Genomic DNA, 25707 nt, shown 5'->3' on the forward strand with positions numbered 1-25707 from the left:
TGCCGGCCTCCGGTCACTCGTCCAGAAGCAAGGCGAGCCAGGCAGGGTGTGGCAGCTACCATCGAATGCATGAGCCAATACCACCCAGCCAGAGGGTACGTTGGCATTTGTCTTTTTCTAGCAAACTACTTCTGAACAGTATTGGGGAAATTTCTCAAAAATACTAAGTAATACTTAGGACTAGTAGACGGGGATAAGCAGGAAGACAGCCATTTAAAGAAAGGCTGAAAATTCAGTAAAGACAAGGCATTGACTGCGCATGCCAGGCGGGGGGTGTTGTCAGGCAAAAGCCTGGAGACGACGCTGTTGACCCGTCATTTTGCCAGCAGGGCTTATTGCAGGTCTTCGACTTTTTCCATTTTGCGGGTACGCAAGTCCACCACCCGGTGAATCTCGACGCGGATCTTGCCCTTGTACAACAGATACATCAGCTTGGCGGCCTTGCGTGCCTGCTCGTGCGTAGAATGCCACGGCCCGGTGTCATCCACGCCGAATTCACGCGAAATCAGGCGCAATCGGTACATCATGCACTCCAGTTCAGGGGGTTTCCAATGGAATTATTGCGACGATCGGCACATGATGCCAGACCTGCCCCCTGATCGTGAAGCGGACACAAAAAAGCCGGCCTCTTGGCCGGCATGTGCATGGACGGGCAAAGTCCGCTGTCAGTGCGCCGCGTGTTCGGCAAAACCAGGCTGGAAGCGTAAATCAGCCATGACATCTGCCACCTGCTGATTGTGCGGACCCCAATACTGCAAGCGCAGCAGGCAATCAATGGCCACCAGGGCGGCATCAATCATGAAGCGCTCTGCCACCAGCAAGTTCTCGACTTCGGCCAGTGGCACACAGACATGCTCGGCCACCTCGCCATCCTGATTGCAAGGCTCTTCCTTGCCAGACAGCCACAGGTCGTACACATGCAGCCACTCGCGATGCAGACCGCGCTGCACCGGGCGCTCGGCCAGCAGCACGCCGGTTTGCGGCAACAGTTCCAGCTTGTCAGCGGGAATGCCTGCCTCTTCCCAGCCTTCACGCTCCAGCGCCAGCTCGATGGACTCGCCGGCAGCAATACCGCCACCCATCATATTGTCCATGCGGTTGGGGTCTACCGCCTTGTCCGGGCTGCGGCGGCCCAGCCACATGCGCACTTCGCCATCAGGCAGTCGAGTGAGTCCGTTCAGGTGTACGGCGCGGCTGGTCAGGCCTAGCGGACGGAAGGCGGCGCGTTCCAGTTCGAACAGCGGCGTGGCATCCGGCAGGAAGGCGGTAAAGTTTTCATTGCGCCAGCCATTGAGCCAGCCGGCGGCTTGCCAGCGTTTTGCGGCCTGGTCCAGCTGATGGCTGATGGCGGCGTAATCGCCCTCTACCGTGCAGTGCAAACCATCCGCCTGCAAGCGGAACAAGGCGGCTTCGCTCTCCAGCAGCCGCGCCAGCCATACCTGGTTGACACAGCCCATGGGCTGACCTGCGATAAACAACGGGGTGAATGCGCTGCGATCGAAACGGGTGATCTTGGCCAGATACCCCAGGACTCCATCCACTTGCATGATGACTCCGAACAGACTGCCTATTGCGGGAAGGCGCCATCATAGGATGCAAAACCGGATTTGCCCAACTTTTTCAGCATCTTGCCGCTGAAATCCGATTATTCCATTTGGAAGTGTTGCAGAAAATCATCGTCCCCCGTCCAGCAACAGATCTGCCAGACCGGAATGCCGTACCGGGGCCAGCCTCACGCCCTGCAGCCAGGTTTCCTCGTCACCGCACACCGCAAACTGGCGACGGGCACGGGTAATGGCGGTGTATACCAGGGCGCGATCAAGCAGCGGCCCCGGTGTGGCTGGCAATTGCAGCCAGACGGTGTCGAATTCCGAGCCCTGGCTTTTGTGGACAGTCATGGCAAACACCGTTTCATGCTGCGGCAGGCGCCCCGGGGCAAATTCGCGCCAGCTGCCGTCGGCCGCCGGAAATGCAACCCGCAGGCCGCTGTCTCGAACAACGGTAAAACCGATGTCGCCATTGAACAGGCCGAGGCCGTAATCATTGGCGGTAATCATCACCGGCCGACCGGCATACCAGTCGCGCCCGGCCTGTTTGCGGCCTTGCTGCTCCAGCAGTTGTTCCATGCGCTGGTTGACCAGGGCAACCTGGCTGCGCTGGGCGGCCAGCAGCATGAACTGCGAAAACGCTGCCTGTATCTGGGCCAGCGGCTGGTCTGCCGCAATGGCAGCCAGATACGGTTGGCGTTGCTGCCATAGCGCGGCATCGTCCAGCTGGGCGAGCGCGGCAATGTCCGGGTATTGCCCGGCTTGCAGCAAGGCCCAGGCTGCCTGGGCATCCCCATGGTTGACCAGCGCGGCCAGCCTGCCAATGCCCGAGTCAGCGCGAAAGCGGTGGCTATGGGTGAGCAGTACCACGCTGTCAGCCAGCAGCCCTGCTTTACCTTCGTCCGGGGGCAGCTCCCCGGCACCGGCTTGTTGCAGCCAATCACGGGTAGCCGGCCGGTAGGCCACCTGCGTGCACAGGTCGCCCAGTACGGCACCGGCATCCACCGAGGCCAGCTGGTCGCGGTCGCCCAGCAAAATCAGCCTGGCCTGTGACGGCAGTGCATCCAGCAGGCGCGCCATCATGCCAAGGTCGATCATCGAAGCTTCATCCACCACCAGCACATCCAGCGGCAGTGGCTGGGCTGCATGAAAGCGCGGCTGGGCGCTGCCCGGTCGCAAACCAAGCAGTCGATGCAGGGTTTGTGCCTGTAACGGTAGCTGCTGGCGAATGGCGTCGGCCACCGGCAGCGTGTCACGGGCGTTACGCACCGACTCGCTCATGCGGGCAGCGGCCTTGCCGGTGGGCGCGGCCATGGCCATGACCAGTGGTCGTTCCGCCAGCATGGCCAACATGGCCAGCAAACGCACCACCGTGGTGGTTTTGCCGGTGCCGGGGCCGCCGGACACCACCAGCAGGCGCTGGCGTGCAGCCAGGGCTGCGGCCTGCTTTTGCCGGTCCGGTCCTGTGCTCTGGCCGGGGGAAAACAGCTGCTCCAGTACCTGGGCGACTGCATGGGCGTCCTGTGGTAGCGGCGTGGCAGCCAGGCGGGCCAGCTGCCGGGCCAGACACTGTTCGTCAAACCAGTGATGGGCAAAGTACAAGCGGCTGGCGGCATCCAGAATCAGGGGTGCATAACTGCCCGGTTCACCCAGCAGCGGCGAGGCTTGCAAGCGCTGTCGCTCCGGACGGTGGCCGATGGGCAGGCAGACGTGTCCGCTCTGGTTGGCGGCAGCCAGTTCACCCAGCAGGGCCAGTACGCTGTCATCCAGTGCCGGGTCCAGCCGCAGGAACAACTGGCGCAATTGGCTTGCCAGCTGCGGCTCGGTCGGGGTAGCTAAAACGGTGTTCATCCGCGTGGTTTCTGGAAAATGGCCTTGAGCCTGCCACTGGCCTGCAGTTGGGCGATGGCGCGATTGAGTGCCGGCAGCCACTGGCGATATTGCGGGTGTATGCGCAGCATCACCGGCTGCACGGCAATCACCCCGCCCGGCTCGCAGCGCAGCTCTTCGGGAATCATGTTCATGCGCTCAATCTGGCGCTTTTCCAGCACCAGCGCCTGCAAGCGCCCCAGGCGCAGCTTGCTCAGTGCCTCGTTCTCGCCCTGGGACATTTCATAGCGTATGCCGTAGCGCTGCAGATCGGCGGCAAAGCTGACCAGCGGCTGCCCTTGCAACAGGCCGATGCGCTGGCCACGCAGTTCTTCCAGATTGCGCAGCCGGCTGCCACCCGGCCGGCTGCATAGCTGGAATTCCAGGGTGCCGATGGGCTGGGTATAAAAACCGCCCACTGGTGACATGCTGCGCCAGGAGGGATTGACCCCGACTTCAACGTCCAGCCTGCCTACCTCGAACAACTGCTCGATGCGCAGCGCCGGATAATATTCGATGTCAAAACGCACGCCACTGTGCTTGCCGATATGTTCCAGCGCCTCGCGGTAGATACCGGCCATCGGACTGTCCGGCGTGAAGTTGTAGGGGCCGGCATTGTCTACCACCACCCCGGCCCGCAGATTGACTTCAGCCGCCTGCACCGGCATCAGCAGCAGGCAGCACAGCAGCAACAGGACACTACGCACCCAGTCTGGCCTCCAGCGCATTGCAAATGGTGCTGAGCACCTTGATGCGGGCATAGTATTTGTTATTGGCTTCCACCAGCGTCCACGGCACCTTGCTGGTGCTGGTGCGGTCCACCATATCGCTGACTGCCAGTTTGTAGGCATCCCATTTTTCACGGTTGCGCCAGTCTTCCTCGGTAATCTTGAAACGCTTGAAGCCGGTTTCTTCGCGCAGCTTGAAGCGGGCCATCTGCTCTTCATTGCTGATGGCCAGCCAGAACTTCAGCACGATGGCACCGTTTTCGCAGAGCTGGTGCTCGAAGTCGTTGATTTCGTAATAGGCCCGCATCCAGTCCGGCTCGCGGGCAAAGCCTTCCACCCGTTCCACCAGCACGCGGCCATACCAGGTACGGTCGAAAATGGTGATGCCGCCCTTGCCCGGCACCCGGCGCCAGAAGCGCCACAGCCAGGGTTTGGCCCGCTCTTCCTCGGTGGGGGCGGCCACCGGAATCACCCGGTAGCTGCGGGCATCCAGTGCCTGGGTAATGCGACGGATGGTACCGCCCTTGCCGGCGGCATCATTGCCTTCAAAGGCAAGTACCAGCGAATGATTGCGAAAGCGTTCGTCGCGGGTAAGGCTGTTGAGCCTGCCTTGCAGCTCGGCCAGCCGTTTCTTGTAGGTGGCCTTGTCCATGTCCTGATCCAGCTTGAGCGTGTCCAGGATTACCTTGTCGTCAATCGGAGCCAGCAGGGGCGGCGCTTCCGAGGCATCCACCACATGGCCGTTCTGGCTCATGCGGTTGCGGATGGCCTTGAGAATAGTCTGCCCTACGGTCAGGCTGCGGAAATTGGCGTCCTCGCCATCTACCACAATCCACGGCGCGTAGGCGGTATTGGTGAGGCGGATCATGTGCTCGCCATATTTGCGTATGGTGTCGTAGCGCTCCATATTGGCCTTGTCGTCCGCCGTCACGCGCCAACGGGTGGCCGGGTCTTTTTCCAGTTCTTTCAGGCGCTTGCGCTGCTTGTCCTTGGTCAGGTGGAACCAGAATTTCAGGATCAGCGCGCCATCCTGGCTGATCATGCGTTCCAGCCGCATGATGTCGAATATTTCGCGGTCGAAGGCGTCGTGGTCGATCTGCTCGTACACCCGGTCGAACAGGGCATCCGAGTAGTAAGAACCAAAAAACATGCCGATGCGCCCCTTGGCCGGCAGCTTCTGCCAGTAGCGCCACATCCACGGGCGGGCGCGTTCTTCGTCATTGGCCGTGGAGAAGGCAACGGTGTCGATCAGCCGCGGGTCCAGCCATTCGTTGATCAGGTTCATGGTTTCGCCACGGCCCGCGCCGTCAAAACCATGAATCAGGATCAACACCGGGAAATCGGCCTTTTCCTTCAGGTCGTACTGCACGTCCAGCAGCGCTTCGCGCAATACCGGCACCTGCTGGCGATAAGTGTCCTTGTCGATGGCGTGGCCGATTTCTGCCGATTCAAACATTCCTGTCTCCCCGGCCGCATCGCAGCCATTGTGCTTGCCCGCCTTGTGTGGCGGGGCTGATGTTTAGCAGTCTACTCCATGCCAATGGCAAGGCAATGCCCATTCCCTTCAACCCCTTCCCGTCAACGCAGCAAATCATCCAGCGCAGCCAGCAGGCTGGCGGAAGGCTGGTCGCACCACACCCCCATGCCGGGCTGCCCCATGCCGCGCAGATAGAGATAACGCACCCCGGCAAAGCGGCTGGCAAAATCCTGCTGGCGGGCGCTGAAATAGCGACGCAGCGCCACGCAGTAAATCAGGTACTGCAAATAATAATGTTCACGCGCCACCGACTGCACCAGTTGCGCCGGGGCATAGTCGTCCGGCTGATTGCCCAGGTGGTTGGACTTGTAATCCACCAGATAAAAGCGGCCGTCCACGGCAAACACCAGGTCGATGAAACCCTTGAGATAGCCGCGCACGGTGTGGAAATCCAGCTCCGCGGCGGCCTGGCGCAGCGGCTCGGCCAGGCCATGGGCAGGGTCGGCCAGCACCGCACGCAGGGCAGCCACGTCCAGTTGCCGCACCGGCAGGGTGAATTCCATTTCCACCAGCTTTTGTCCGGCAGGCACCGTCGACAGGCGCACACCGGGGTCGAGTTCGGCATCCAGCGTCTGGCGCAGCAACTGCATGGCGGCTGGCTGCCATTCCTCGGTAAAACCATGGCGTCGCAATTGCTCGGCCACCGGGGCCTGCAGTTCTTCATCAGCCACGCCGAAGTCGATGTTTTCGAACATGGCGTGCAGGCAAGTACCAGCACGCGCGCCACGCGGAAAGGCAAACGGGCTGTCCGGCGGCAACGCATCTTCCTGCTGCGCTGGCACAACTTGCTGCGGCGTGCTGTCGTGGTCGGGTCGCTCGCTGGACTTGCCACTCTGCCCGTGGGCAAGCGAGGTGAAGCTGGCCACTCGCCAAGGGCTGTAAACCGTCCGCTCGAACAGGCGCGCACTATAGTCCTGCCGGCTGTCTTGCGCCAGAGGCAAGGGGTTGAGCCCCTGCTCCAGCGCGCGCAATGTCATGGCCTGTGGCAGGGCTTGCTGCCACGTCACCAGCTGGCTGGCGAGCTGGGCGGCGGTGAGCTCCAGCTCGCGCAGCGCAGCCAGATCGGGGCAATCCTGCGCATGCAGCAACCAGGACAGCGCGGCAGTGTGCATGTCCTTCACCCAGCCCCAGGCCAGGTATTGCCGGTGCTGGGCACGGGTCAGCGCCACGTAGAGCAGGCGCAGTTTTTCCGCCAGCATTTCACTGGCGGCTTGCTGACGCACGGCGGCATCGGCCAGCACGTCCGGTGCCAGCATGGCGCGTTCAGCGGCACGGTAGCGCCAGAAACTGGTATTGCGTCGTTCCAGCGCGCCATCCCACAGATAAGGGCAGAACACCACCGGGTATTGCAGGCCTTTGGAGGTGTGGATGGTGACGATTTTCACCAGCGCGGCATCACTTTCCAGCCGCAGCATGGCTTCTTCACCGCCTGGCGGGTTGGCCACCCTGCCCTCCAGCCAGGCCAGCAAGGGTGCCATGCCATGGCGGCGGTCGGTTTCGCTTTGCAGCAGTTCGGCCAGATGGGACAGATTGGTCAGCCGCCGCTCGCCATCGGGCAAGGGCAGCAGGCGCACGGCCAGTTGCTCGCGCGCCATGAACTGCCGCCAGGCGCGCATGAAGCCATGTTCCAGCCAGCACTGATGATCGGCCGCATTGGCCAGCAAACGGGCCTCCCAGCGCGCTTCGTCTTCCACGTCGGCTAGCAATGAGGTGGCATCCAGCCCGTACAGCTCGGTCACCAGTGCCGCACGCAGGCGGCTTTCACTGGCCGGCTCGGCCCAGGCGCGCAGCAGGGCCAGCATCTCACCGGCCTCCCGGCTGGCAAACACACTTTCCTGGGTAAGCGCCACGCTGGGCACGCCGCGCTCGGCCAGCGCCTGGCGCATCTGGTCGCCCTGGCGGTGGGTGGACACCAGCACGGCAATATCACCGCCACGCAGCGGACGACGCTGGGCATTCTTGATGATGGCGGCCCGGTCTTGCCCGGCCAGCGTCAACAGGCGGGCAATTTCATGGGCGCAGCCCTGCGCACTGGCTCGGGCGGCACTGTCCTTGTTCAGCGGCTTGTCGGTTTCTGGCTCCTGCCACAGCACGGTAAATGCGGCATCATCGTCGTCCACCTCCAGTACCGCACCGGAGCTAGGCGCAGCATGCACTGGTTGGTAGGCAATTTCATCCAGCAGGAACGGACGCGTGCGGCTGAACAGCTGGTTGACGGTGTGTACCAGCGGCACGTCGGAACGGCGGTTGGTATCCAGCGAGTAGTGCTGGGCGCTGGGGGCGTCGCTGCGGGCGTCCAGATAGGCAAAGATATCCGCCCCGCGGAAGCTGTAAATGGCCTGCTTGGGGTCGCCCACCAGAAACAGTGGCCGCTGCTGCACGGCAAAACACTGCTGGAAAATGCTGTACTGGATGGGGTCGGTATCCTGGAATTCATCAATCAGCGCCACGCGGAAGCTGCGCGCCACCGCCGCAGCCAGCTGTGCGCCGCCAACCGGGTCGGCCAGCGCGTCGCCCAGCTCGGTGAGCAGGTCGTCAAAGCTGCGCACCCGCTCCTGACTGCGACGGCGCGCCAGCTCCTGGTTGACCCAGTCAATCAGCTCCAGCTTGAGGCCAGCCAGCGACAGTTGCAGCTGGGCCAGATAGCCGTCCCAGGCCTCCAGCCAGTCGCCAATGCGCTGGAACAATGCATGCTCAGGCGCGACAAAGCCTTTCTTCATGCCCTTGGCCAGCGCGGCCGGGGTCAACCGTGTCAGTTGCTTGAGCGCGTCCTTGCCGATAATGGGCAGGCTGTCCGGTTCGGCCAGCCACTGTTGCAGCTCGTCCATGCTGCGTTCCAGCTGGGCCGGGCTGTGGCTGGTGGCCTTGAAACCTGCCGTTGCCAGCAAGAGGTCAAACCCGGCCTGGATGGTGGCCGGGTCGGCGGCCAGCGCGTGCCAGTGCTGTTCCACCTGCTGCAAGGCCTGCTGCAAATCATGCGCGGCAGGCTGCACCAGCTGCAAATAGGGTTTGGCCAGCCAGGGGCGGATTTCTGCCAGCCAGCCATCGGGTGTTTCCCCGGCCTCGGCCAGCACCTGCGACAGCAAGGGGCTGGTCACCACGCGCTGACGCCAGAAGTCGTCCACCACTTCCACCAGCAGGCGGTCGTCATCGCTGACCAGTTCGGCAGCAAAGGTTTGCCCGCTTTCAAAAGCCGCGTCGGTCAGCACGCGCTGGCAGAAGCCGTGAATGGTGTAGATGGCGGCGGCATCAAAACCGCTGATGGCTGCTTGCAAGCGCTGCATGGCCAGTTCCCGCACACTGCCCGGCGCAAAACGGGCCGCCAGCGCTTGCAAGAAGGGGTTGCCGGTGGGCTTGTCCTGCAATACCTCGAGAAAATCACTCAGCTGCTGGCGCAGGCGTTCACGCAGCTCGGCAGTGGCGGCCTTGGTATAAGTGACCACCAGCAGGCTGTCGATACCCGGCGGCGCTTCGCCGTCCACATCTTCCAGCAGCAAACGCAGGTAAAGCGCGGCGATGGTCCAGGTTTTGCCCGTACCCGCCGAGGCTTCGATCAGGTTGACGCCTGCCAGCGGGCAGTTGAGGGCATCCAGTACTTGCAGACTCATGCCTGCCCCTCCAGTCTGGCCACCAGCGGCAGCAACAGGGTTTCTGCCAATTGGGCAAACAGCGGATCGGCCAGCGGGTCCTGGTGACGGAACACCAGCCGGTTGACCGGTTCTTCACATTGCGGGGCGGCAAAGTCACCGACAAAGCTGGGGTCCCACTTGTCCAGCGCCTTTTCCAGTGCCAGCTGCGGGGCATCGTTCTGCTTGAACAGCTGTTCGGCATAGGCCCAGCTGGTGCGGCCAAAGAAGGGCAATGGCTGTTGCTGGCCCTGCTGCCAGCGCACCACCCAGGCTTCCAGCAGCCGGGCGGCATCCGGCTCATCATCCAGTCGGTAATGGCCGCTGTCGTCGTACAGCATGGACTGGCAGGCAATGCCTGCCGGACGGGTGGCACACAGCAGCAGGTGGGTCAGCCACCACTCCAGCCGTTCGGCGGCATTCATCTTGCCAATCACCAGCCGGATCTGCCCTTCCGGGCGCAGCCCGCCCAGTTCCCCGGCCAGCGTGGTGCCATGCAGGGTGAGGCTGATGGGCAACGGCGGCAAGGTGGCTTCGGTCAGCACGGCAGGCAGGCGATGCGCCAGACGCGCTGCGCTGGCGGTTTCGCTGCCCAGCCAGGCCTGCCCCAGTTGTGCGGGTGGTAACAGGCCGGCCCCCACCAGACGCTGGCGCACCGGTGCCACCGGTTTGCCTTCCAGCATGCGCTGTACCAGCTGGGTGCGCATGGTACGGCTGGCATCGCGGTCCACACTGAAGGGTTCGCGTACCGGCAGTTCTTCTTCCTGACCTTGCAAGCGGATGGACAGCCGCTCGGCCAGCCAGGCGCGCGGCGGGTTCTTCCAGAAGCGGATGAAGTCATTGACGTGAACCACCGCAAGCGACTGCAAGGGTGGCAGCACGCAGGCAAAGGGCTGCGGCTGGGCTGGCGGTGCCGCCAGTGCGGCAGCATAGCTCGGGTCGAAACTGGCAAGCTGGGGATTGCTACCGTCGTAGCAGCGCGGCGAGAACGGTTGCAAGGGATGTCGCACCAGCAGTTGTGCCGCAGCGGCTTCGCCACACATGGCCTTGAAGCAGTCCAGCAATTCGGCAATCAGCGCCGAGGGTGGTAGTGGCTCGTTATTGCGGGCGGACAGGCCGACATAGGACAGATACAGCCGCTGGCGGGCCGACAGGATGGCTTCCAGAAACAGGTAGCGGTCGTCAAAGCGGCGTGAACGGTCGCCCCGGCGCGGATGACGCGCCACCAGGTCGAAGCTGACCGGGCGCTCGTCACGCGGATATGCCCCGTCATTCATGCCGATCAGGCACAGCACCTTGAAGGGGATGGAACGCATCGGCACCATGGCGCAGAAGGTGACGCCACCGGACAAAAAGCCCAGCGGCGAGGCCATGGTGAGCTTGCGTTGCAGCCAGTCGCGCAATACCGGCAGGCTGAAGGCCTGGGTGAAACCGGCCATGGCGGCATCGTCCACCAGTTCCTGCAGCGCATCGCGCACCACACCCAGCGCGGCTTCGCCTTCGTCATCCACGGCAAACAGCCGGTCAATGCCTTCCAGCAGACGCAGCGCCCAGTCGGCGGCATTGGCTGGCGTGGCCCAGCTGACCGCCAATTCATCCAGCACGGCATAACAGTTGGCAAAACGGGCCAGCACCTCGGCCAGCTGCCCGCCCGCGCCACCCTGCGGCAGCAGGTTGGCAAACAGGCCGCTGTCATCCCCGGCCATGGCCGGTGGCAGGATGCTGCCCAACAGCAGGCGGTCCAGCCCCCAGCGCCAGGTAAACAGCGGGTCGGCCGGCAGGCCCAGTGCCGCCTTGTGCGCGGCATCCCGGCCCCAGCGGATGCCACTCTGCCGCACCCAGTCCTGGATGAAGGGCAGGTCTTCGGCTTGCAGGCCGAAGCGTTGCAACAGCGCCGGGCTGTCCAGCAAGGCCAGTACCTGATCGGCAGCAAAGCGGGAATCCAGCAACTGCAACAGCGTGCCGATGGCGGCCAGCAAGGGCTCTTCCCGCTCCACCTGCCGGTCGGCAATGGCATAGGGCAGGCTGGGCGCATCGTCGCGCTTGCCAAACACCGCGTCGATATACGGTGCATAGCTGTTGATGTCCGGTGTCAGCACGGCAATGTCGGCGCTGCTGAGCGAGGGGTCTTCCGCCAGCATGGCCAGCAGCCGGTCTTTCAGTACTTCCAGTTCGCGCATCGGACCGTGGGTGGCATGCAGCTCCACCGAGCCGTCATCCGCCGCCAGCCACTGGCCATCCTCGCCCGGCATCTGCAATTGCAGGATGTCGCGCTGCAAGCGCGCCAGCAGGCTGTCACCGGCCGGTTCGGCAAACAGGGGCCGGGCGTCCAGCTCGGCATCGGCAGCAATCAGCTCGAAAAAGTCGCGCCCCTGCTTGCCCAGCGAGGCCAGCAGCGGGTGGCCTTCGGTGGCGAACAGATCGCCCTTTTCCCGCAGCTTGAGCTTGCGCCGGTTATCGACAATATCGCCCCAGTAGGCTTCGCAGGGGTTGAGGGTGAACAGGCAGACATCGGTCAGTTCGGCCAGCCGCTTGATCAGCGCCAGATACATCGGTGCCAGGCTGGCAATGCCGAACAGGGTGATGCGCTCCGGCAGGTGTTCCGGCCGCAAGGCGGCAAAGAATTCATCCAGCATGCGTACGCGGTGACGGCCCGGGTCCTGCGCGGCCAATTGCTGCCACAGCGCGGCCTGCCAGGCTTCGTCATCACCCAGATCCAGCCGTTCTCCGGCTTCCCAGGCGCGGATCCAGTCCGGGCGGAACACCAGGTACTGGTCGAAAATATCAGCCACCTTCCCGGCCAGCTCGAACGCGGCGGCCTCGCCACCGGCGGCATAGCGCTGCAAGGGGGCAAACACCTCGCCTTGCAAGGTAGGTAGCAGTTCCATCAGGCGCCAGCTCAGCACTTCCGGGCTGAACGATGACTTGTGCGGCAAGCCGGGAATGGCCTTTTGCATCAGCCGCCAGGCAAAGGCAGCGGGCAAGACAAAGTCGGTATTGGCGGCAATGCCGCATTGCTGCGCCAGGTCCAGCGTCATCCAGCGCCCCATTCCCCGGCTTTGCACGATCACCGTTTCGGCGGCAAACGGGTCGCTCAGCGGCTGTGCCTGCAACATGGCGGCATAAAGCTGGCCCAATTGCTCCAGACGATTGGACTGATAGAGAAAAAGCATGGTCGGGAACGCTGATGAAACGAAGGCTTCAGTGTACCATCAGCCTCTGGCCCTCATCACACCATGCAGAAGGCATAAATGGCAGACGCAGGCATGAACACTTACCAGATTCTCAAACACGCCCACATGGGCATGGCCTATCTCACCATCACTCTGTTCGCGCTGCGTGGCGGGCTGATGCTGGCCGACAAACAGCAAATCCTGGCCAGCAAGCTGCTGCGCATCCTGCCGCACGTGATTGATACCGCGCTGCTGGCACTGGGCATCACCCTGGTGGTGGTGGGCGGCTGGCCGCTGCTGCAAACGCCATGGCTGCTGGCCAAGATAGCCGGGCTGCTGGCTTATGTGGCACTGGGTACCATTGCGCTGAAACGCGGCCGCACCAAGCAGATACGCTGCATCGCCCTGCTCTGTGCGCTGCTGGTGGTGGCGTATATCGTGCTGGTGGCCAAGACCAAGCTGGTGCTGCCGTTCTGACCCGGACTCCCGGATGAGGGATGGCCTGTGCCATCCCGGCCACGCCCAGCCCCACACCATCCCGGCGACTTGACCCAGAACAAGTCCCGCGCTGCAACGCTCTGCTAATGTCTGGCGGTTTCAATTGCCGACATTTTGCCATCATGCCTGCCACACGCCCCCTGCCGGAGCTGGTTTGTCCGGCGGGCAGCCTGCCTGCCCTCAAGGCAGCCGTGGATAACGGTGCCGACACCGTCTACCTCGGCCTGAAAAACGATACCAATGCCCGTAACTTTGCCGGGCTGAATTTTGACGACCGCACCGCCCGCGAAGGCATCCACTACGCGCACCAGCATGGTCGCAAGGTGCTGCTGGCCATCAACACCTATGCCCAGGGCGGTGACATCAGCCGCTGGCATCGCGCTATCGATGAAGGCGCGGCACTGGGCGTGGACGCTATCATCCTGGCCGACATCGGCCTGATGAAATACGCGCGCGACCGTTACCCGGACCTGCGCCTGCACATGTCGGTGCAAAGCTCGGCCACCAATTACGAAGCCATCAAGCTGGCCCAGGACATGTTCGACATCCGCCGTGCTGTCCTGCCGCGCGTGCTGACGCTGGATCAGGTCAAGCAGGTGATCGACCACACCAATGTGGAAATCGAGGTATTCGGCTTTGGCAGCCTGTGCGTGATGGTGGAAGGCCGCTGCCTGCTGTCCAGCTATGCCACCGGCGAATCACCCAACAGCCATGGCGTGTGCTCGCCCGCCAAGTTCGTGCGCTGGGAACATGGCCAGCAAGCACTGGGAGCAAGGCTGAACGGCATCCTGATCGACGAATACCAGCAGGGCGAACCGGCGGGCTACCCCACCTTGTGCAAAGGGCGCTTTGAAGTGGAAGGCGATACCTACTACGCACTGGAAGAACCCACCAGCCTGAACGTGATGAGCATGCTGCCGCAGATCATCGACATCGGCGTGGCTGCCATCAAGGTGGAAGGCCGCCAGCGCAGCCCGGCCTACGTGGCCCAGGTCACCCGCACCCTGCGCGAGGCGCTGGATGCAGCAGGCCGGGACAAGCAGCGCTTTGCCGTCAAGCCCGCCTGGACCCAGGCCCTGTCCAAGCTGGCGGAAGGCCAGCAGCAGACGCTGGGTGCCTACAACCGGCCCTGGAAATGACATACCGTGTGCCGGCGGGCAAGCTGCCATGCCGGCCTCACAAGCAGGCCTGATATGAAAAAATTGCAACTGACACTGGGCCCGGTACTGTTTTACTGGTCCCGCGACGATATCCTGCGCTTTTACAGCGAGGCCGCCGACTGGCCGCTGGAAACCATTTATCTGGGCGAGGCGGTCTGCTCGCGCCGCCAGCAATTGCGTGGCCAGGACTGGATCAGCCTGGGACGCGAACTGGCCCAGAGCGGACGCCAGGTGGTGCTGTCCAGCCAGGCGCTGATCGAAAGCGAATCCGACCTGCGCCGCCTGCGCAAGCTGGTGGAAAACGGCGAACTGCAGCTGGAAGCCAATGATCTGGGCGCAGCCCGGCTGGCGCAGCAACAAGGCCAGCCCTTTGTTGCCGGTCATCACCTGAATATCTACAACGCCGACACCCTGGCGCTGATCCGCTCGCTGGGCGCGCGACGCTGGATTCCGCCGGTGGAAATGGACCGCGACACCCTGTCTGCCGTACTGGGCCAGGCGGCGTTCAATGGCGTACAGATCGAAACCGAGCTGTTTGCCTGGGGCAGGCTGCCACTGGCACTGTCCGCCCGCTGCTTCACCGCGCGGCATTACAACCTGTCCAAGGACGACTGCCAGTTCCGCTGCATGGAGCACCCGGACGGCCTGCGCCTGAACACGCGCGAACAACAGGCCTTCCTCACCATCAACGGCATCCAGACCATGTCCGACGGCTGCCAGTCCCTGCTGCCACACCTGGCCGACATCAGCGCCATGGGCATTACCGCCCTGCGCATCAGCCCGCAGTGGCAACACACGGCCCAGGTAGTACAGGGCTACCAGCAGGCTGTTGCTGCCATCGAATCACGCACTACCGGCGAAGTGGACCTCAGCCCGTATTCCGACAGCCTGCTGGTGGACGGTTACTGGCGCGGTAGCGCCGGCATTAGCGCCATAGGAGAAACCCGCCATGCACATTCCTGACCTGACCCTGCCGGCAAAGCTGGCCAGCATACTGGGCAAACTGCCCAGCACACCGCCCTGCTGGGCGCTGGTCACCACGCTCAATCAACTGAAAAAGCGCGACATCCTGCCGGTAGACATGAGCCTGCTGGCCGGGCACAGCTTTGAAGTCCATATTCTGGATGCCGACATGCGCCTGCGCTTCACCGCAGACGACGCGCGTTTCAGCGTGGACAGCACCCCATCAGAACCCGACCTGCGCCTGGCGGCCAACCTGGCCGACTTTGCCCGCATGATGCTGCGCGAAGAAGACCCGGACACCCTGTTCTTCAACCGCAAACTGGTGATTGAAGGCGATACCGAGCTGGGGCTGATCGTGAAGAACCTGCTGGACAGCGTGGACTGGAGCGCCACACCACTGCAACGCTTCATGGCCGTGTAAACGGGTCTGACAGACAAACAGCAAAAAGCCCGGCACATGCCGGGCTTTCAGGCTGCTGACAAAGTTATTTGGGGCGCTTGTACTGGACCCGGCAAAGCCGGGCCTTTCAACTAACTCTTGGTTTCCGCAGCCTTCCCATCAATTCCCTATCCCCCCGCCCTTGCCCTGCCAATTGAAGATGGGAGCCTCGCTTTCATTTCAGAAAGCGAGAGGGGGTGTCAACAAGCAAAAAGCCCGGCACATGCCGGGCTTTGTTTATTAGCAAACAGACTGGCATCAGCCCATGAGCTGCGCTGCCGCCTTGCGTTTGGCAGACAAATCCAGCCCCGGCAGATCCGCCATGATATCCGGATGATCCGCCAGCTTCTCCACCACAAAGTCCACAAAGACGCGGGTACGCGGCGCGATGTGGTCGCGATGCGGGAAGCAGATGTAAATGGAACGCTCCAGCGACACCACATCGGTCAGTACCGGCTCCAGCTCGCCACTGCGAATCAGGTGCACCACCTCGTGCCCCGGCAGCTGTGCCACACCCATGCCCAGACGCGCCAGCTCACACACGGCTTCCATCTCGTTCAGGGTATACGTGCCGGTCACTTCCAGCGGAATACGCTCGCCGCGGCGGTCGAATTCCCACTTGTACAGACGGCCGGAGGTAGGAAACTGGAAGTTGATGCAATCGTGGTTGCTCAATTCTTCGGTCGTTTCCGGGCGGCCGTTCTTGTCCCAGTATTCGGGCGAAGCCACCACATACTGCGGAATCTGCGCCAGGTTGCGCGCCACCATGCGGCTATCCGGCATCATGCCGATACGCACGCCGACGTCGTAACCATCTTCGATCAAATCGCTGAAGTGGTCATCCAGGCCAAAAAACACCCGCACCTTGGGATAGCGTTCGCAGAATTCGCCCATGATGGGAAGAATGAAACGACGGCCAAAAGAGTTGGGCATGCTCACGCGCAGATGGCCAGCCGGCTCGTCACGACTGGCCTTGAGCTGGTTGATGGCCGAATCCAGATTGTTCACCGGTCCGCGGCACTGGGCGTAGAAACGACGACCATCTTCGGTCAGCGTCAACTGCCTGGTGGTCCGGTTGAACAGACGCACCTCCAGCTCCTGCTCCAGTCGGGCAATGCTTTGACTGATAGCCGCCGGCGATACGCCGAGTTTTCTTGCAGCATCCGAGAAACTGCCGTTCTCGGCGGTGGTCATGAAGACCATCAAAGCTTTTAAAGTATCCATAGCAGAAACGTTCCCTGAGCGGCATTAAACCCATACGGCTGCTTTGATGAAGACCATCCCCGCCCCAGCCACATGATTTGCCAGCTTCATTATTAAGTAGTTCTTCTTTAAAAAGCGTACACCAGTTCCAGTGAATAATGAAGTTTGACTTTCCTTTCCGCGCTGAAATACCAGTAATCTGTTTCAAATTTCACAAACCGGTTCGGTCTGCCCATCCAGGCAGCGCAGAATCAGGCTTCACTTTCAAAAATAAACACCCAGTTTCACGTCAAATTTCCAAGCGTATCCATCAAGTGATAGCAGGGAAAACGGGCTTGGCAACAGCCTTTTGATCAAGATTGTGCAATCAGCTACCCACCCCGCTCTCTGCGCAGTCCTTGGTCATGTCATGACTGCGTACCGGCATCTTGCACTCGTCAGCCCTCCATTCACCATGCTTTTGATCAAGAGCGATGCGGGTAGCATTCATCCCCGTAACGCAGGCTGCACGGAAAGAGATGCAACAAGCCATCCAGGAATCGACTTGATTGCCGGAAATTCCGTTCAAAACAGCCAGAAATTTCCTCCAAATCCCAGCAAGTACAGAGAAATTACTTATTCAGCATGCCGATCGCTCTACTTGGCATTCTGCCCACTGGTTTCACTTGCCAAGTGCTTAATACACTCCAGATCAACCAGCAACCATCGCAATGGAGCCAGGCACGATGTCACGGAGCCACCTCTTGATGATTAACGCTGGAACGTTAGAAGCGGACCACCGTCCTGACCACCCGAATATGAAGGTCACGTCATCATGCACAACAAGCTTCCGTTCACACAGCCACTACCGGCCAACCTGACCCCATCCAGCCAGAAAACCCTGCTGGAGTGGATACACGATGCAGGGCAGATAGAAACCGAAAACGAATTCAAACTCTATCTGGACCACCTGCAGACCCAACTGCCCACCAAGCACATGGTGATTACCCTTGGGCGCATCAACCAGCACCAGCAGTTGCAGCGGGTGGAAAAGGTGGTCAATGTCAGTTTTCCCGAAGACTGGGTATCCCATTACATGGATCACAACTACATCAGTTGTGACCCCATCCTGCGCTCGGTCATGGGCCAGGGGCCCATCCACTGGGCGGACAAGTTTTCCCGTGCCAAGGGGCAGCAGGAAAAGCAGTTCATCCAGGAACTCAATTCAATCGGCATGGGCAACGGGGTAAGTTTCAGCGCACTGTCCGAGCGCCAGAACCTCGTTTGCGTACTGTCGGTTTCCGGCAGTGAAATCGGCAAGGACAGCCAGCTGACAGAAATGCTGAATGCCTTGTTGCTGCATTTGCGCCAGGCAGCAGGCCGGGTGGCCAATCTGGCCCCGGCAGCACCGGCCACCATGCCGCTGTCCCAGCGTGAGTTCGACATTTTCCACTGGATGAGCCATGGCAAGACCAACTGGGAAATTGCCACCATTCTGGGCATCAGCGAGCGTACGGTGAAATTCCACGTCGCCAATATCATCCGCAAGCTCAATGCCAACAACCGGACCCACGCCATCGTGATTGGCCTGCAACTTGGCCTGACTTCGGTTGCCGGTGTGACATGAGCATCTGGCAAGTCGGCAGATACCGTCTAAAAGCCAGTAAACATCGCAGCAACTGCTGAGTAGAATCGCCAGACCGATTGCAGTCATGCGCTTGTACAAACCGGGTGATTGCAGGAGGTGTTTCTATCTGCAAGTCTCTTTTGATTGACCCATGCACTCACCTGAAAGATTCGGCCCCGTCCCCACGGGGCCCTTTTTTTGTCTGGATGCATGCGGCGGCGTCCACTCCCCCGGCCCGCTTGCGCTGTCTGCACCGCAACGCGCAAACATGACAAAACCCTGTCACAAGCCAGGGCGATTTGTTACAGTCCCAGCTCTTGCTGATTCCTTTGCCTGCCGGCCATGAATGCCTTTACCAGCTGTAACCCCGCCACCGCAGAAGTGGTATTTACCCGTCCGGGCTGGAGCCGGGACCAACTCGACCATACCCTGGATCGCCTGAAAGCCGCCCAATCGCGCTGGGCATCGCTCTCGGTGGCGCAACGCGCCGAACACCTGCTGCAACTGGCCACCCAGCTGGAGGCACACCGCGAGCAACTGGCGGCGCTGGTTACACTGGAAGTCGGCAAGCGCACGGCAGAGTGCCTGGCGGAAATCGACAAATCGGCCCAGCTGATCCGCTATTACGCCGAGCTGGCACCCACCCTGCTGGCACCGCAAGCCATTCCCACCCAGGCCAGCCAGAGCGGGGTGGCATTTGAACCCTTGGGCTGTGTACTGGCCGTGATGCCGTGGAATTATCCGATCTGGCAACTACTGCGTTTTGCCGTGCCGGCCCTGATGGCGGGCAATACCTGCCTGGTCAAACCGGCCCCCTCGGTGCCGCAGTGCACACAGTTGCTGCTGGAGCTGGTCCGGGCAGCCGGGCTGGATTGTCTGGATATTGCCTGGATCGATCACGAACTGGTTGAAGAAGCCATCAGGCGCAGCGATGCCGTGGCCTTTACCGGCTCCACCCATACCGGACGCATCATTGCCAGTCTGGCCGGCAAGCATCTGAAAAAAACGGTGCTGGAACTGGGCGGCAGCAACCCTTTCATCGTGCTGGCCGATGCCGATGTGGCAGCCGCGGCGCAAGATGCCGTCAACTCGCGTTTTCGCGATGCCGGGCAAAGCTGCAACGCGGCCAAACGCATGATTGTGGTACCGGAAATTGCCGAAGCCTTTGTCTCTGCCTTTGTCGAGGCTGCCAGCCAGTTGCGCCCCGGCGACCCGCGCCATCCGGCCACCACGCTGTCCCCCCTCACCCGCGGCGACCTGCGCGAAGCCCTGCATGCGCAGGTGATGGATGCCTGTCATCAGGGTGCCAGCCTGTTGCTGGGAGGACAGCTGCCACCTCCGCCGGGCTTTTTCTACCCGGCCACGGTGCTGGACCATGTCAATGCGTCCTGCCGCGTGTATCACGAAGAAGTATTCGGCCCGGTGGCCAGCATCCTGCGTGCACGGGACGAGGCCGATGCCATCCGGCTGGCCAATGACACGCCGTTTGGTCTGGGCGCTTCCATCTACACCGCTGATACCGCCCATGGCTGGGAGCTGGCGCGCCAGCTGGAAGTGGGCAGTGTGTTCATCAACCGTCATACCAGCTCCGATTTGCGCCTGCCGTTTGGCGGCGTGAAGGCGTCTGGCTATGGCCGTGAATTGTCCGAATTCGGCCTGTACGAATTCGTTAATGTCAAAACCTACTGGCAAAAATAGTTTCGGCCAGCAGCAGCCAGCTGGCTCGCCGCTGCGTTCCGCCTGTGCGATACCGTTCATGATGAAGTCTTGCATTCTCCGCCCCGGCAGCCTGGCCGTACTGATACTGCTCTGCTGTCTGGGCTATTTTCTGCTCATCGCCTGCGCTCCCGCTCTGTTAGTGGGCAGTGTGGCGGGCTGGCCGCGCAGCATCTTGCTGGCCCTGCTGCTGTTTGCACTGTTTCTGGCCATTACCGTCTGGCAGGTTGGCGCCAGCGACCGGAAGCAATCCGAATGACGGCAGCCAGTATGTTTTTCCTGCTGTTTGTCGCCTCCAGCCTGTTGTTGACCCTGTTTGCGGCCAGACGCACCCACTCCTCCGGTGATTTTTATACCGCCGGCGGGCAGCTACCTGCCTGGCAAAACGGTTTGGCACTGGCAGGAGACTATCTGTCGGCCGCTGCCTTTCTGGGTGCCATCGGCATGTATGTGGGCCAGGGCTACGATTCCCTGGTTTATGCCGTGGGTACGCTGGCCGGCTGGCCCCTCTTGATGCTGTTGCTGGCCGACAAGCTGCGCGCACTGGGACGTTACAGCGTGGCAGAGGTGCTCAACAGTCGCTTTGACGACCCGCGCGTACGCCTGCTGGGCATCATCAGCTCGCTGACCGTGACGGTGTGCTATCTGATCGTGCAACTGGTTGGCGCGGGCAAATTGCTGCAATTGCTGTTTGGCCTGCCCTATCTGTTTGCGGTGGGGCTGGTCATCGTGCTGATGGTGCTGCAGGTGGCGCTGGGCGGCATGCTGGCCACCAGCTGGATCCAGATGGTCAAGGCCGTGCTGATGTTGCTGTGTGCACTGGTGCTGGCCGGAGGTGTATTGTCCCGCTTCGGTTTCAGTGCACCTGCCTTGTTTGCCCGCGTCGCACAAATCGACCACGGCCAGTTGTTGCTGCCGGGCAAATCACTGGCCAATCCGGTGGAGGCGCTATCACTGGGGCTGGGGCTCAGCCTCGGCCTGCTGGGGCTGCCGCATGTGCTGATGCGCTTTTTCACCGTGGCCGACAGCAGGACCGCACGTCGTTCGGCTGGCTGGGCTACCTGCCTGATCGGCCTGTTCTTCTGCCTCAACATCATCATTGGCTATGGTGCGCTGGTGCTGCTGGCTCCGGAAAGCCGCTTTCACGACGCGGCAGGCAAACTGCTGGGCGGCGGCAATATGGCGGCGTTGCATCTGGCCAGCCTGCTGGGTGGCAACTGGCTGCAGGCGCTGATTGCCGGAGTGGCCTTTGCCACCATTCTGGCAGTGGTGGCCGGCCTGGCCATCAGCGGTGCCAGTACCATCAGCCACGACCTGTACGCGCTGTGGCTATGCCATGGCAAGGCCGACCCCAAGCGAGAATGGCAGCTGTCGCGGCTGGCCAGTGTAGTGCTTGGCGTGGTGGCACTGCTGCTGTCCAGCAGCTTCCAGAACCTGAACATTGCCTTTCTGGTGGGGCTGGCCTTTGCCATCGCCGCGTCCAGCAATTTCCCGGTACTGTTGCTGGGCCTGTACTGGCCTGGGCTGCGCGTGGCCGGCGTGCTGGCTGGCGGCTATGGTGGCATGCTGGCCGCCCTGCTTTGCATCCTGACCGGACCCGCAGTCTGGGTGGGCATGCTGGGCCATGCCCACCCGCTGTTCCCTTATGCCAATCCGGCCTTGTTTTGCGTCCCCTTCGCCTTTGTTGCCGCCTGGCTGGCCTCCGCAGGCTGGCGGCGGCTGAAGCCCGTTGACGGCAATGCGGCAGGCGCAGACACTGCATCTGGCCACGGCAACTGAACAAGCATCATCAACATCACGACAAGACCTCACTACATGACCACTCTTACCCTGTACGGCAACTGTTTTTCCGGACACAGCTACAAAGTACGCCTGGCGCTGATGCTGGCCGATGTTTCCCATGACTACGTGCATGTTGACCTGGCCCTGCCACGTGCCGAGCGGCCGGAAGACTTCCGTGCCGCCAGCCGCTTCGGCGAAGTACCGGTACTGGTGGCCGATGGCACGCCGATGTGCCAGTCCAATGCCATCCTGCAATGGCTGGCCGACAGTTACGGCCGGCTGGATGGCGCACCGGGCGAGCGCCAGCTGGTACGTGAATGGCTGTGCTGGGAAAGCAATCGCATCGGCTTTTCCCTGCCCAACCTGCGCCTGGCACGTAAATTCTTCCCGCAGCCGGCCGAAGTCACCGCCTGGCTGGAACAAAGGGTGAAGGCGGACCTGAACGAACTGGAAAGCACGCTGAGCCGTCATGCCTACCTGATTGGCAGCACACTGACCATTGCCGACCTGTCGGCCAGCGCCTATCTGTGGTGGCTGGGCGATGCCGGGCTGGATATTGCCGGCTGGCCGCACGTGGCTGCCTGGCTGGAACGCATCAGCCAGTTGCCCGGCTGGCAGCATCCGGACGAGCTGATGGCCGCGGAAATTCCGGACTGAGACGCACAACACACCATGGCCCACTCCTTGTTTCTTGCTGATGTCAGCACCATTGTCGGTGAGGCCCATGTGCTGACCCGGCCGGAAGATACCGCACCCTATACGCTGGACTACCGGCGCCGCTATCAGGGCCAGCCCCTGGCCGTGGTGTTGCCGGGCAGTACCGCCGAAGTGGCGGCCCTGTTGCAGCTGTGCCAGCTCCAGCAGGTGGCCGTGGTGCCGCAAGGCGGCAACACCTCGACTTGCGGAGCGGCCACGCCGGATGGCTCCGGACAGCAACTGGTGGTGGCCATGCAGCGCCTCAACCGCCTGCGCGCCATCGACACCGCCAACAACAGCATCACGGTGGAAGCCGGCATGACGCTGGCCACACTGCAACAACTGGCCGCCGATGCCGACCGGCTGTTTCCGCTGTCGCTGGCCAGTGAAGGCAGCTGCCAGATTGGCGGCAACCTGTCGACCAATGCCGGCGGGCTGGCGGTGCTGCGCTACGGCACCATGCGCGAACTGACGCTGGGGCTGGAAGTGGTGCTGCCCGATGGCCGCGTGCTGCACCAGTTATCCGGCCTGCGCAAGGACACCAGCGGGCTGGACGTGAAGCAGCTGTTCATCGGCGCGGAAGGACAGCTGGGGCTGATTACCGCCGCCACGCTCAAGCTGTTTCCGCGGCCCACCGCCCACGCCACCGCCTGGCTGGGCGTGGATGGCAGCCAGGCCGCCATCGACCTGCTGTCCGCCTTGCGCCAGGCCTTTGGCGACCGGCTGACCACCTTTGAAATCATGTCGCAGCCCTGCCAGCAGCTGCTGGAAAAATACCATCCAGGCCAGTTGCCCTTCATCCAGCCCTGGGCGGTGCTGATGGAGTTGTCCGACAGTGGCGACAGTCATCCGCTGCAACAACAGCTGGTGGAATGGCTGAGCACGCAACAGCTGGCCGATGGCGTACTGGCGCACAGCGAAGCCGAGCGCCAGCAACTGTGGCAACTGCGCGAAGCCATGTCAGAAACCCAGAAGCGCGACGGTGCCAGCATCAAGCACGATATCGGCGTGCCCAGTTCCGCCATTCCGGCCTTCCTAGCCGAATGCGAAGCGGCACTGCGCGCAGCCTTTCCTGGCGTGCGCATCATCGCTTTCGGTCATGCCGGCGACGGCAACCTGCACTACAACATCAGCTACACCCGGCCCGATAACGCGGAACTGTTCGCCGACGAAGCCAGTGTCAACGCCATTGTTTACGATCTGGTCTACCGCCATCAGGGCACGCTGGCGGCAGAACACGGCGTGGGCCAGCTCAAGGGCCACTGGCTGCAACGCTATCAGGACCCGGTTGCTTGCAGCTGATGCAAGGGGTCAAACAGTTGCTGGACCCGCAGGGACTGATGAACCCGGGCAAGTGGCTGTCGCCCGCCCGTCGCTGAGACATCAGGCCGCGGGCTGCGCCAGCTCGGCAGCAAGACGGCTGATCAGCCCGGTCCAATCCCCTGCAGCCTGCTGACGGCGCAAGCGCATGGCGGGATACCAGACACTGGTTTCGCCCTGCCAGCCCCAGCGCCAGTCGGTGTGGCTGGCGGACAAGAGCAGCCAGGTAGGCAAGCCCAGACTGGCGGCCAGGTGCGCCATGGCGGTATCCACCGTCACCAGGCCATCCAGATCGCCCAGTACCGCCGCCGTGGCAGCCAGATCATCCAGTCCGTTTTCCCCTGCCTGCCAGTTGGCAAACCCCGCCAGCCATTGCTGCTCGGCGGCCTGCACCGGCAATTGCAGGCTGGTCCACTCGATACCGGGCAAGGTCAGCAAGGGTTCCAGCAGTCGCACATCGGGCAGTGAACGGTGATGGTCGAACGGATGACGGGCATGCCCGCGCCATACCAGACCCAGCTTGCGAGGCCGCGTAGCAGGCCGCCCACTGGCGGCTGACTGCATCACAAAACGGGCCGGTGCCACGGAGGCCGGGTCGGCAGCCAGCCAGCGCGGCAGGCTCATGGCAAATACATGGCAGTCATGCGCGGGCAAGTCCATGTCCAGCCGCTGCATGGCTAGCCAGTCCACCGGATAATCCAGTTGCAGGCTTTGCAGCAGGCTCAACAGTTCGGGACGGCATACCACGGTCAGCCGGGCGGGCTGCAGCAAGGGCAGATAGCGACAGAATTGCAGCGCATCACCCAGCCCCTGTTCGAACCACAACAGCAGGTGTTTCCCCGCCAGAGCCTCACCCTGCCAGCGCGGCGAGGCAATCTGCGGCACACCGGCGCTGCCCGGCGCACGCTGCAAGCGGGCTTCCAGCAGCAGCCAGCCTTCCTCCCAGCGTTGTTGCGACAACAGCAGATAGCCCAGGTTTTGCCGGAAGCGCGGCTGCTGCGGGGCCAGTTGCACTGCCGTGCGCAAGGCTTGCTCTGCGGCATCGGCCAGGCGTAGTTCGCTGCAGGCCATGCCCAAAGCGTCGTGCAAGGCCGCCGCTGCCGGATGGTGTGCAATGCCCTGCTGCAGCAGTGCATGTGCAGCTTCGGCCTTGCCTTGCAGCAATAGGCCATTGGCTTGATTCAGCCAGATTTCCGCAGGCGGGTCTGGCTGTTGCAAGGCGTGCTGCAGCAGGCTGTCGGCCTGCGCCCAACGCTGTTGCTGCTGGTGGAGTAGGGCCAGATTGTTGAGGGCAACAAGGTGATGCGGGTCTTGCTGCAGCAACTGCTCCCAGCAAGCCTCGGCAGCAGCAGGGTTGCCCCGCTGCTGATGACACTGCGCCAACCCGGCCAGAGCAGCGCCATCGTGTGGCTGCACGCGTAGCAATGCTTCCCAGCAAGCTTGCGCTGCGTCCGGCCTGCCGCCATCGGCCAGCAGACAGGCCAGATTGCCGAGGCTTGCCGGGTGGTCCGGCTGACGCTGCAATTCGGCCAAATAGTGCTGTTCGGCCCGTTCCGGCCGACCGGTTTCAGCGTACAGGCAGCCCAGGTTGTAATGGGCATCGGCCACGCTGGCATCCAGCTGCAAAGCCTGCTGCCAGCATTGTTCGGCCAGTTCGCCCTGCCCCAGCCGGGCCGCGCAGACGCCCAGCAGATTCCACACCGGCGCATTGTCCGGCTCGGCCTGCAAGCAAGCCTGCGCCGCCTGCAAGGCAGCGGGCAGATTGTGTTCCGCCAGCAAGGTGGCGGCCCGCAAGGCCAGTGGGGACAAGTTCATGGCGGCGCTCCTGATCGATGCTGCCATGC

The 25707-nt window shown here is 62.3% G+C and carries 18 protein-coding genes and 1 pseudogene; 10 read left to right on the forward strand and 9 right to left on the reverse strand.

The window, feature by feature from the left end; genetic code table 11:
- Positions 1-332 precede the first annotated feature (332 nt).
- The 7 genes from AWT75_RS08500 to recC form a co-directional block, all read right to left on the reverse strand.
- On the reverse strand, positions 333-527 hold the full coding sequence (locus tag AWT75_RS08500; RefSeq protein ID WP_062788859.1) for a hypothetical protein: 195 nt from the start codon (positions 525-527) through the stop codon (positions 333-335).
- A 138-nt stretch (positions 528-665) separates the two neighbouring features.
- The gene (locus tag AWT75_RS08505) at positions 666-1547 is read right to left on the reverse strand and encodes an NUDIX hydrolase (protein WP_062788861.1); all 882 of its coding nucleotides are present in this window, start codon (positions 1545-1547) and stop codon (positions 666-668) included.
- 126 nt (positions 1548-1673) lie between these two features.
- Positions 1674-3398 carry an exodeoxyribonuclease V subunit alpha gene (gene recD / locus AWT75_RS08510; RefSeq protein WP_062788863.1) on the reverse strand — a complete coding sequence of 575 codons (1725 nt, stop codon included), beginning with the start codon at positions 3396-3398 and terminating at the stop codon, positions 1674-1676.
- Positions 3395-4123 carry a substrate-binding periplasmic protein gene (locus AWT75_RS08515; protein ID WP_045846705.1) on the reverse strand — a complete coding sequence of 243 codons (729 nt, stop codon included), beginning with the start codon at positions 4121-4123 and terminating at the stop codon, positions 3395-3397. Before AWT75_RS08515 ends, recD begins: the two co-directional genes overlap by 4 nt.
- Positions 4116-5600 carry a polyphosphate:AMP phosphotransferase gene (gene pap / locus AWT75_RS08520; protein WP_045846706.1) on the reverse strand — a complete coding sequence of 495 codons (1485 nt, stop codon included), beginning with the start codon at positions 5598-5600 and terminating at the stop codon, positions 4116-4118. The genes AWT75_RS08515 and pap overlap by 8 nt, the downstream gene beginning before the upstream one ends.
- Before the next feature lie 122 nt (positions 5601-5722).
- Positions 5723-9289, reverse strand: coding sequence for an exodeoxyribonuclease V subunit beta (gene recB, locus AWT75_RS08525; protein WP_062788865.1), 3567 nt, complete (start codon positions 9287-9289; stop codon positions 5723-5725).
- Positions 9286-12480: an exodeoxyribonuclease V subunit gamma gene (recC, locus tag AWT75_RS08530; protein WP_062788867.1), complete on the reverse strand. Its 3195-nt coding sequence runs from the start codon at positions 12478-12480 to the stop codon at positions 9286-9288. The genes recB and recC overlap by 4 nt, the downstream gene beginning before the upstream one ends.
- A gap of 93 nt (positions 12481-12573) precedes the next feature.
- On the opposite strand from recC, the gene AWT75_RS08535 reads away from it, so the two are divergent.
- The 4 genes from AWT75_RS08535 (at position 12574) to ubiT (ending at position 15522) form a co-directional block, all read left to right on the forward strand.
- The gene (locus AWT75_RS08535; RefSeq protein WP_062788884.1) at positions 12574-12957 is read left to right on the forward strand and encodes a SirB2 family protein; all 384 of its coding nucleotides are present in this window, start codon (positions 12574-12576) and stop codon (positions 12955-12957) included.
- A gap of 143 nt (positions 12958-13100) precedes the next feature.
- Complete coding sequence (ubiU, locus tag AWT75_RS08540; RefSeq protein WP_045846743.1) at positions 13101-14117, forward strand: ubiquinone anaerobic biosynthesis protein UbiU; 1017 nt, start codon at positions 13101-13103, stop codon at positions 14115-14117.
- A gap of 54 nt (positions 14118-14171) precedes the next feature.
- Positions 14172-15101 (forward strand): U32 family peptidase, encoded by a 930-nt coding sequence (locus tag AWT75_RS08545; RefSeq protein WP_045846709.1) that lies wholly within the window; start codon positions 14172-14174, stop codon positions 15099-15101.
- Positions 15088-15522, forward strand: coding sequence for a ubiquinone anaerobic biosynthesis accessory factor UbiT (gene ubiT, locus AWT75_RS08550; protein WP_062788869.1), 435 nt, complete (start codon positions 15088-15090; stop codon positions 15520-15522). Before AWT75_RS08545 ends, ubiT begins: the two co-directional genes overlap by 14 nt.
- Before the next feature lie 276 nt (positions 15523-15798).
- Here ubiT and AWT75_RS08555 read toward each other — a convergent pair whose 3' ends face one another.
- Positions 15799-16764, reverse strand: a complete 966-nt coding sequence (locus tag AWT75_RS08555) for a LysR family transcriptional regulator (protein WP_045846711.1) — start codon at positions 16762-16764, stop codon at positions 15799-15801.
- Between the two features lie 793 nt (positions 16765-17557).
- Here AWT75_RS08555 and AWT75_RS08560 point away from each other — a divergent pair.
- The 6 genes and pseudogenes from AWT75_RS08560 (at position 17558) to AWT75_RS08585 (ending at position 23922) form a co-directional block, all read left to right on the forward strand.
- On the forward strand, positions 17558-18349 hold the full coding sequence (locus AWT75_RS08560; RefSeq protein ID WP_045846712.1) for a helix-turn-helix transcriptional regulator: 792 nt from the start codon (positions 17558-17560) through the stop codon (positions 18347-18349).
- Between the two features lie 342 nt (positions 18350-18691).
- Positions 18692-20047: an aldehyde dehydrogenase family protein gene (locus AWT75_RS08565; protein ID WP_045846713.1), complete on the forward strand. Its 1356-nt coding sequence runs from the start codon at positions 18692-18694 to the stop codon at positions 20045-20047.
- Between the two features lie 58 nt (positions 20048-20105).
- A complete protein-coding gene (locus AWT75_RS08570; protein WP_153013274.1) occupies positions 20106-20324 on the forward strand; it encodes a hypothetical protein in 219 nt (72 codons plus the stop codon).
- Positions 20321-21844, forward strand: a complete 1524-nt coding sequence (locus AWT75_RS08575; RefSeq protein WP_082696017.1) for a sodium:solute symporter family transporter — start codon at positions 20321-20323, stop codon at positions 21842-21844. Before AWT75_RS08570 ends, AWT75_RS08575 begins: the two co-directional genes overlap by 4 nt.
- Before the next feature lie 36 nt (positions 21845-21880).
- Positions 21881-22504: a glutathione S-transferase family protein gene (locus AWT75_RS08580; RefSeq protein ID WP_062788872.1), complete on the forward strand. Its 624-nt coding sequence runs from the start codon at positions 21881-21883 to the stop codon at positions 22502-22504.
- Between the two features lie 15 nt (positions 22505-22519).
- Positions 22520-23922: pseudogene (locus tag AWT75_RS08585) on the forward strand (FAD-binding oxidoreductase).
- Positions 23923-23926: 4 nt separating this feature from the next.
- Here AWT75_RS08585 and AWT75_RS08590 read toward each other — a convergent pair.
- The gene (locus AWT75_RS08590; protein ID WP_062788873.1) at positions 23927-25678 is read right to left on the reverse strand and encodes a tetratricopeptide repeat protein; all 1752 of its coding nucleotides are present in this window, start codon (positions 25676-25678) and stop codon (positions 23927-23929) included.
- Between the last annotated feature and the right edge of the window lie 29 nt (positions 25679-25707).

This window comes from Aquitalea pelogenes (assembly GCF_001515305.1).
Taxonomy (GTDB): Bacteria; Pseudomonadota; Gammaproteobacteria; order Burkholderiales; family Chromobacteriaceae; genus Aquitalea; species Aquitalea pelogenes.

Bases quoted from the DNA above. Each gene is read 5' to 3' on its own strand.
- pap (WP_045846706.1), bottom strand. From the start codon at position 5,600: ATGTTTGAATCGGCAGAAATCGGCCACGCCATCGACAAGGACACTTAT.
- recB (WP_062788865.1), bottom strand. From the start codon at position 9,289: ATGAGTCTGCAAGTACTGGATGCCCTCAACTGCCCGCTGGCAGGCGTC.
- AWT75_RS08570 (WP_153013274.1), top strand. From the start codon at position 20,106: ATGATGAAGTCTTGCATTCTCCGCCCCGGCAGCCTGGCCGTACTGATA.
- AWT75_RS08505 (WP_062788861.1), bottom strand. From the start codon at position 1,547: ATGCAAGTGGATGGAGTCCTGGGGTATCTGGCCAAGATCACCCGTTTC.
- AWT75_RS08560 (WP_045846712.1), top strand. From the start codon at position 17,558: ATGCACAACAAGCTTCCGTTCACACAGCCACTACCGGCCAACCTGACC.
- AWT75_RS08565 (WP_045846713.1), top strand. From the start codon at position 18,692: ATGAATGCCTTTACCAGCTGTAACCCCGCCACCGCAGAAGTGGTATTT.
- ubiU (WP_045846743.1), top strand. From the start codon at position 13,101: ATGCCTGCCACACGCCCCCTGCCGGAGCTGGTTTGTCCGGCGGGCAGC.
- AWT75_RS08545 (WP_045846709.1), top strand. From the start codon at position 14,172: ATGAAAAAATTGCAACTGACACTGGGCCCGGTACTGTTTTACTGGTCC.
- AWT75_RS08500 (WP_062788859.1), bottom strand. From the start codon at position 527: ATGATGTACCGATTGCGCCTGATTTCGCGTGAATTCGGCGTGGATGAC.
- AWT75_RS08590 (WP_062788873.1), bottom strand. From the start codon at position 25,678: ATGAACTTGTCCCCACTGGCCTTGCGGGCCGCCACCTTGCTGGCGGAA.
- AWT75_RS08575 (WP_082696017.1), top strand. From the start codon at position 20,321: ATGACGGCAGCCAGTATGTTTTTCCTGCTGTTTGTCGCCTCCAGCCTG.
- AWT75_RS08555 (WP_045846711.1), bottom strand. From the start codon at position 16,764: ATGGATACTTTAAAAGCTTTGATGGTCTTCATGACCACCGCCGAGAAC.
- recD (WP_062788863.1), bottom strand. From the start codon at position 3,398: ATGAACACCGTTTTAGCTACCCCGACCGAGCCGCAGCTGGCAAGCCAA.
- recC (WP_062788867.1), bottom strand. From the start codon at position 12,480: ATGCTTTTTCTCTATCAGTCCAATCGTCTGGAGCAATTGGGCCAGCTT.
- AWT75_RS08535 (WP_062788884.1), top strand. From the start codon at position 12,574: ATGAACACTTACCAGATTCTCAAACACGCCCACATGGGCATGGCCTAT.
- AWT75_RS08580 (WP_062788872.1), top strand. From the start codon at position 21,881: ATGACCACTCTTACCCTGTACGGCAACTGTTTTTCCGGACACAGCTAC.
- ubiT (WP_062788869.1), top strand. From the start codon at position 15,088: ATGCACATTCCTGACCTGACCCTGCCGGCAAAGCTGGCCAGCATACTG.